The 5,931-nt window shown below is 59.4% G+C and carries 12 protein-coding genes; 1 reads left to right on the top strand and 11 read right to left on the bottom strand.

Annotation, left to right across the window (positions count from 1 at the left end; translation table 11 throughout):
* Window positions 1-108, top strand: a 108-nt coding sequence (locus DMX12_RS28560; RefSeq protein ID WP_135192744.1) for an IS3 family transposase, incomplete at its 5' end; no start/stop codon positions are given.
* Window positions 109-123: 15 nt separating this feature from the next.
* Here the strand turns inward: DMX12_RS28560 and DMX12_RS28555 are convergent.
* The 11 genes from DMX12_RS28555 to DMX12_RS28510 form a co-directional block, all read right to left on the bottom strand.
* Window positions 124-708 (bottom strand): hypothetical protein, encoded by a 585-nt coding sequence (locus tag DMX12_RS28555; protein ID WP_146226882.1) that lies wholly within the window; start codon window positions 706-708, stop codon window positions 124-126.
* A gap of 67 nt (window positions 709-775) precedes the next feature.
* A complete protein-coding gene (locus DMX12_RS29560; RefSeq protein WP_177411291.1) occupies window positions 776-931 on the bottom strand; it encodes a hypothetical protein in 156 nt (51 codons plus the stop codon).
* A 68-nt stretch (window positions 932-999) separates the two neighbouring features.
* Window positions 1,000-1,470, bottom strand: a complete 471-nt coding sequence (locus DMX12_RS28550) for a phage tail assembly chaperone family protein, TAC (protein WP_110680074.1) — start codon at window positions 1,468-1,470, stop codon at window positions 1,000-1,002.
* Window positions 1,471-1,478: 8 nt separating this feature from the next.
* Entirely contained in the window at window positions 1,479-2,213 is a 735-nt protein-coding gene (locus DMX12_RS30465) for a phage tail tube protein (RefSeq protein ID WP_110680073.1), read from the bottom strand.
* A gap of 65 nt (window positions 2,214-2,278) precedes the next feature.
* Window positions 2,279-2,647: a DUF3168 domain-containing protein gene (locus DMX12_RS28540; protein ID WP_054881551.1), complete on the bottom strand. Its 369-nt coding sequence runs from the start codon at window positions 2,645-2,647 to the stop codon at window positions 2,279-2,281.
* The gene (locus DMX12_RS28535; RefSeq protein ID WP_110680072.1) at window positions 2,644-3,129 is read right to left on the bottom strand and encodes an HK97-gp10 family putative phage morphogenesis protein; all 486 of its coding nucleotides are present in this window, start codon (window positions 3,127-3,129) and stop codon (window positions 2,644-2,646) included. Before DMX12_RS28535 ends, DMX12_RS28540 begins: the two co-directional genes overlap by 4 nt.
* The gene (locus DMX12_RS28530; protein ID WP_110680071.1) at window positions 3,122-3,460 is read right to left on the bottom strand and encodes a phage head closure protein; all 339 of its coding nucleotides are present in this window, start codon (window positions 3,458-3,460) and stop codon (window positions 3,122-3,124) included. The genes DMX12_RS28535 and DMX12_RS28530 overlap by 8 nt, the downstream gene beginning before the upstream one ends.
* Window positions 3,457-3,786, bottom strand: a complete 330-nt coding sequence (locus DMX12_RS28525; RefSeq protein ID WP_110680070.1) for a head-tail connector protein — start codon at window positions 3,784-3,786, stop codon at window positions 3,457-3,459. Before DMX12_RS28525 ends, DMX12_RS28530 begins: the two co-directional genes overlap by 4 nt.
* A complete protein-coding gene (locus DMX12_RS28520; protein ID WP_110680069.1) occupies window positions 3,783-3,968 on the bottom strand; it encodes a hypothetical protein in 186 nt (61 codons plus the stop codon). The genes DMX12_RS28525 and DMX12_RS28520 overlap by 4 nt, the downstream gene beginning before the upstream one ends.
* A gap of 41 nt (window positions 3,969-4,009) precedes the next feature.
* On the bottom strand, window positions 4,010-5,176 hold the full coding sequence (locus DMX12_RS28515) for a phage major capsid protein (protein WP_110680068.1): 1,167 nt from the start codon (window positions 5,174-5,176) through the stop codon (window positions 4,010-4,012).
* A 15-nt stretch (window positions 5,177-5,191) separates the two neighbouring features.
* Window positions 5,192-5,851: an HK97 family phage prohead protease gene (locus tag DMX12_RS28510; RefSeq protein ID WP_110680067.1), complete on the bottom strand. Its 660-nt coding sequence runs from the start codon at window positions 5,849-5,851 to the stop codon at window positions 5,192-5,194.
* Between the last annotated feature and the right edge of the window lie 80 nt (window positions 5,852-5,931).

Here is a 5,931-nt window from a genome sequence, read left to right as displayed (position 1 = left end):
GATTACATCGAGATGTTCTATAACCCTAAGCGTCGACACAGCAGTGCTATGCAGCTGTCTCCAGTAGAGTATGAGAAACGCTATTTCCTGAGCTTGGAGAGTGTCTAGGAAAGCAGGGGCGATTCATTCGTCAGACGAAATGTCCAGATCAGCAATCATGCTAACAAAAACCACATGCGGCGATGTTTTTGGGACGGCTGGGGTTACCAAGTAAATTTTGTCACTTTCAAACGACTCAATTAGCGCTTTGGCTCCAAAGGAGTTCTGCCCAATGTAATCACCTTTGTGATATTTATCCTCCGGAAGATCTATCGAATAGTAGAAGTTATTTAAATCAGAAAGCAACTCTCCATTTGGCCTGAAGCCCCAAGACTGAGCATCTTCCATGCGGTTTTCGTATGTCAGGGCTCCGGTCTCGCTATTAAACTTAACCTGATAGTCTTTAACGTCAGACAAAACCGAGAAAGCCCCAAGCTTTTCTATCCGCTTCTTGAAATCTGAATTTGTCTCTAGATCTTTCTGAGGGCCGCCGATTTCCTCTATCGCCTGTACCAAACTAGAAGGTCTATCAAAATTTTTGAATGGACCATTTGCAGCGTACGGCCGGAGTTCAACAAACGCCTCGCTTGGTCCGTATCTGTTTGTATTCGCTACCGGCGCACACCCAACCACCACAAGACATAACGAAATGAAACACAAAAGCTTCATAAATCCCTCACTGGCTGCGACATCGCCTTCATGGCTTGTCTAGCGAGGAATTTAACAAAAAAACTCGTTACGCCCATGTAGCCTTGGCGTCCTCCAGAGAAATCGGCCTGTTGTCCTGATCGTGCGGCGTGAAATCTGCAATGGTGTAGGGAACCGGACGCTTCTTTGGATCACGCGCCTGGTTGGCCAAGATCATGGCCAGCAGGCCGGTGGCTCGCTCCACCCGCATTCCGATGTGGAGCGAGCCGCGGCGCTGCCTGTACTTCTCCCAGGCCCTGAACTCACGCAGGCTCAGGTTTTCCTTGGCTTGCGCGATCGTCGAGCCGCCGATGCCGGAGAGGACGAGCTCGTGCCAGAGTTCGTCGAGTTCGGTGAGCTCTTCGTCTTTCCCAGGTCGTTGACCTCCCGGATAGCTAGCAGCAGCGCGACGGACAGGTCGCCATCAAGAGAGCCCAGGCGCTTGGTGCTCTCCGGGTCCTTCTCCAGTTCAACCGGGTCAAGCGGGCCGTGAGTAATGTCCAGCGGGCTGCTGAATACCGGGTTGCCGTGCTCGTCGCAGATGGACGCGGCGATGCGGGCAGCGATGCTGTCTTGCTTACTGGCTGCCGAAATCACGTCGCTTACCGCTGTCTGGTAGCCCAGCGGGCGGACGTAGACGGTAGCGTTGAAATCGGTGCCGTTCTGGCGCCACTTGATTTTCTTTTCCACCGGGCGGCCAGTGAACGAGCCAGCGCCTTTCAGCGCGTCGAGTGTCAACTTCATGGGTTACCTCAGGCGTTGGTAGTCTTGGGGATCCAGGCGGAGCCGCCAGAGCGCTGGATAGTGGCAGCAGTGGTGACTGCGGCGTTGGCGGCATGATCGAACGGGAAGTCAGCGACATAGCCGTCGAACAGGAACCAGGTGCGGGTCGGCGGAAGCACGAAATCATCGGCGTCGCCAAGGACCGCAGAAGCCGCAGCGCCGGTGCCAGCGCCACCGGTGAAGCTGATTGTCGGCTTGCTGGTGTACCCGGAGCCGGCGTTGGTAATGTTGAAGCCAACCACCTTGCCATCCTCGATGATCGCGGTTGCAGCCGCGCCGGTACCGCCGCCGCCAGAGAACGCAACAGTCGGTGCGGAGGTGTAGCCGGTGCCGCCATTGGTGAGCTCGATAGCCGCCAGCGCGCCTGCCACGCCGACGGTGGGCTTGATGTCCTTGCCGTCCGACCACCCCACTACCCAGCGAATGCTCTCGATGGTGTCGTCTTCCGAGATCTGATGCAGGCGCACATGCGAGGCGTTGCGTGGGTCGACATTAAGGGTCAGTGAAGCCTGGCCAGGGGTACGCAGGCCGCGCAGGTACTTGCGCACGGTGTCGCTGAGGCAAGTCACTTCAACCTGATCAGCGGGGTTGCCCCCTGGGCTGAAGGCGGTGGCGCACTCAACCTCCATGACTTCGAAAACAGTACGGTTTGCAGCCGTGGGCACCAGGGCGTAGATCTGGGTGCCTTGTGCGAGAATCGCCATGGGTCTCTCCAATTGCGGGCAAAAGAAAACCCGCACTGGGCGGGCTATTGGGGTTTGTTGCAGCGCTACCGGTGGACCATCCAGTCCACGTCGAAGCTGGCTCGGTAATTCTTGGTCTCTGGATCGCGACCTTCGACGCCCCAGCGGGTAACGTAGGCGTCCAGCTCAACCGCATCACGGATCGCGTCACGAACCTTTCTGGCGGAATCGCCAGTGACGGCGTACACGTCGACCTGCAGTGTGACGCTGTCGACATCCGGGCGGCCAGCTAGGTAGTTCTCTGGACTACCGTTGACGATCTGCCAGACAGCATATGGCTTGGCCACGCCCCCCTCAGCCTCCCCGAACGAGTAGAGGCGCATGGTTGTGCCTGCGCCAAGCAGCGCGGTCACGGCCGGGCTGTTCAAGCAGGCCTGTACGATCGGTGGGGTCATGAGGATGCTGCCTTCTTCGCTGCGCGCCGAATGGCACGGTCGATTGCCTTCTCGTACTCGGTGACGAAAGTGTTGGTCACCTCGCTGATGCTGTTGGCCAAGGCCGGCCGCATGAACGGCACTGCAGCCATCTTCTCGGTACCGAACTCAAGCAATCGCCAGTGAGGGGTGGGGGCATTCTGGCTCAAGTCCCCGCCATTCTTGAGTACCGCGCCGTGCAGCACTCCGATCCGGAAGCCCAAGTCGCCGGTTCGCTTGAACAAGCGTCCGTTCCAGCGCAGCACAATGTTGTCCGCGATCGAGCGGCCAGTTGCCTTGTCATCGATCCGCTCCGCGCCGGCCTTGGCCTTTTGCACTACCACCTGGGCAGCCTTGCGTAACGCCGCCCGGCCACCTCTGCGGCGAATGTCGTAGCTGACAGCGTCCAACTTGCCGAGCAAGCTATCCAGGCCAGTTATGGAGAACTCGACCCCGTCAGCCATCTTTCACTCCCTTTGAAACCAGGAGCGTCAGATACTCCCGCCCCGAGTTCGGATCTTCCAGCGGCTGTCCCACGATGCTGTACAGCTCACCTCGGTAGAGAATACGCATGGTGGGCAGTACGCCAGGGCGGTAACGGATCACGATCCGGGCTGTAGCCTCAGATTGTGCGGCCTGAGCTGCAATCAGATCACGGGCAGACAGTGGGCTTACCTGTGCCCAGACCTGCGCGAACAAACGCCACTCTGGCTCGCCGAGCTCAAGAGTCTCAGGATCGCGCGGCGTGACCCTGTCCTGAATTTCGATTCGGTGCCGTAGATCGCCTGCCCTCATGGCTGCACCTCATCTCGTGGACCGTACCAGTCGCGGGACGACCACAGCAGAGACTCGACCGCTAGCGGTAACTCCGCAGCGATGGTGCCAGTAACGATCGCTTCGCGGTTGGCATACGAATGCCCGACCAGCAGAAGAAGCGCAGCCTTGAAGCTGGCAGGGAAATCCTCGGCTTTGACGAGTTTCGGGTTGTCGCAGTACCACAGCGCCCAGGACAGTGCAGACTCCGCGTAGAGGTCGATCAGCACGTCCTCGCTGTCATCATCCACTCGCAAGTGCTTCTTGACTGTTTCGAGCGGCACCAAGTCTTGGGCTGCTATGGTCATTTTTTGCGACCTGCCTTGGCTTGGTTTTCTTCCTTGGCCGGCGGCGGCCCGTCTACATACTCAGCCAGCTCCATGCCGACCAAGGCCTCGGCGACCGAGTCTTCAACCTGGCGCTCTTCATGCTGGTCGAAGTTGCCGCCGTGGTAATGGGAAAATTGGCGAAGTGCGCGAATCTTGATCATGGTCTGTACAGGGCAGTTACCTGCCCTGGCCTCAAGGTCGATTAGGGAGCCGGGGTCGCGAACGCGCCTTTGATGATGGCGGTCGGACGGTAGTGCGCCAGCGCCAGACGCTCCTCGCAGAGGATGGTCAGCATGTTCTTGACGAAGTTGTCGCGGTCCTCGCGGCTGACCTCGACAGTGGCGTCCATGCGATCCCACACCTGCGAAGCCAGGTCGAAGCCGCCTACGGTGAAAGTGCCCTGCGCCTGGGCCTTGGTGGCCACCACCGGCAGACCCCACATGACCTTGGCGGCGAAGGCCGCCGGACCGCCGAAGATGTAGCGACCGTCAGCATCCTTGAGCAGCGCAATGGCGTGCCAGTCGCGCGGGTTGAGGATGATGCCGGAGGCCTCGAACTCCGACTCGCTGGTCTGGAAGATCGCGTGGGCGATCATGTCCGCCCGGGTGTCACCGGTCGCGTTCAGGCTGGCGTCGTAGGCGGTGGCCACCTTGTTCAGGCCCAGCAGGTTGTCGCCAGTACCGTCGCCGTTGAGCATCTGACCTTCCTCGACCAGCGCCAGGCCGAACAGCAGCCGATTGTTGACGTAGGATTCCAGCATCGGAGCATCGTCCATGACCTGGCGCGAGGCCTGGATCCAGTGGGCAATGGTCTTGACGGTCGCCGTTTCCTTGGTGAAGGTCAGGTTCGACTCAGGCTTGAGGTTGCCCTCAGCGACCGGTGCGGCGCTGTTGATGAACACGTTCTCGCGCACGTACTCGAGCGAGTTGGAACTGACACGACCCTGTGCCAGCAGGTCGCGGATGGTAAGCCGGCGCAGGCCGGGCATCAGGATGCCTGGGTTTACCTGCGGCTGGATCAGAGCGCCAGCCGAGGCCGCGCCGCTGCCCAGCTGCTTGTCGAAGCTCTTCACATCGACCTTGCCGGACGACTTGCCGTCCCAGGACTTCTGCAGATCCTCGGCAGTCTGAGCCGCGAAGCTCTTCTTGGTGGCTGGGTCATCGGGGTTACCAGCACTGAGCTTCTGCTCGATATCGAAAAGGCGGGTGCCTGCAGTTTTCAGTTCTTCCTGAACGGTGGTCAGATCGGCCTGCAGCTGCTTGCTGACAGTGCCGTTCGCTTCGATTTCTTTCTTCTGGGCGTCGAACAGCTCGGTCATGCGAGTCTGTGCGGTTTCGATCGCCTTCTGGACTTGTGCCAGTTCGGACATGGGTAAATCCTCGGTTCAGAGTTTGGGGAAGGTGTTGATGCGCTCCAGGAGCGCGGCGATGTCGTCGCCGCCTTCGGACTCGCTCCGAACTGCGGACTTGATGCGGGCGATGAACGCCTGCGCCTCCGACTTGGAAAGGCCGGCTGAATCTCTCAGCCAGTTTTCCGCGTCGCGAATGCTGTCGATGGTTTCCATGCTCTTGAGCGTCGAAACCGTGGCCGATTCGTTGGCCGGGAAGGTGCACACGCTGATCTCGGTCAGGCGTGTTGCACTCTTGAATGAGTAGCCGGTGGCTATCGCTGTTACGTCTTGCTTGGCTGCGCTGAACCCAACCGACATTCCACCCACAGTGCCGTGGATCATGGCAGCCTTGAGCGCCTCAGATTGAGGGTTGCCGGGCGTCAACTCACCGCGCACGTACAAGCCTTTGCTGTCCTCGGACAAGTCCAGCCATTTGCCCACTGGAATTTCGTTGCGACGGTGGTTGAAGAACATGGCCACCGGACGAGTCTGCGTCTTCAGCGCCTGGGCGAAAGCTCCGGGCTCGATGATGTCGCCGTCACCGTCAACCACCCCGAATACACTGGCGTAGCCCTCGAATACGCCCTGGGCGCCGCCGTTGGCAAACTTGATTGCGGCCTGATCGAAGGCCAGGGTCTTGCAAACGCTTGGCATTTGCTGCCTCCAGAAAGATCAAACCCCGCTGGATGCGGGGTCTGGGTTACCGAGTTGGGTGATTGGCACGTTCTGCGATT

Source organism: Pseudomonas sp. MB-090624, assembly GCF_003205245.1.
Lineage (GTDB): Bacteria > Pseudomonadota > Gammaproteobacteria > Pseudomonadales > Pseudomonadaceae > Aquipseudomonas > Aquipseudomonas juntendi.
The sequence above is the reverse complement of the archived record's forward strand: the minus strand, read 5'-3'. Positions and strand labels throughout refer to the sequence as shown.

Excerpts from the sequence above, each read along its gene's own strand:
- DMX12_RS30465 (WP_110680073.1), bottom strand. The coding sequence starts at position 2,213 with ATGGCGATTCTCGCACAAGGCACCCAGATCTACGCCCTGGTGCCCACG.
- DMX12_RS28515 (WP_110680068.1), bottom strand. The coding sequence starts at position 5,176 with ATGTCCGAACTGGCACAAGTCCAGAAGGCGATCGAAACCGCACAGACT.
- DMX12_RS28525 (WP_110680070.1), bottom strand. The coding sequence starts at position 3,786 with ATGACCATAGCAGCCCAAGACTTGGTGCCGCTCGAAACAGTCAAGAAG.
- DMX12_RS28550 (WP_110680074.1), bottom strand. The coding sequence starts at position 1,470 with ATGAAGTTGACACTCGACGCGCTGAAAGGCGCTGGCTCGTTCACTGGC.
- DMX12_RS28520 (WP_110680069.1), bottom strand. The coding sequence starts at position 3,968 with ATGATCAAGATTCGCGCACTTCGCCAATTTTCCCATTACCACGGCGGC.
- DMX12_RS28540 (WP_054881551.1), bottom strand. The coding sequence starts at position 2,647 with ATGACCCCACCGATCGTACAGGCCTGCTTGAACAGCCCGGCCGTGACC.
- DMX12_RS28530 (WP_110680071.1), bottom strand. The coding sequence starts at position 3,460 with ATGAGGGCAGGCGATCTACGGCACCGAATCGAAATTCAGGACAGGGTC.
- DMX12_RS28510 (WP_110680067.1), bottom strand. The coding sequence starts at position 5,851 with ATGCCAAGCGTTTGCAAGACCCTGGCCTTCGATCAGGCCGCAATCAAG.
- DMX12_RS28555 (WP_146226882.1), bottom strand. The coding sequence starts at position 708 with ATGAAGCTTTTGTGTTTCATTTCGTTATGTCTTGTGGTGGTTGGGTGT.
- DMX12_RS28535 (WP_110680072.1), bottom strand. The coding sequence starts at position 3,129 with ATGGCTGACGGGGTCGAGTTCTCCATAACTGGCCTGGATAGCTTGCTC.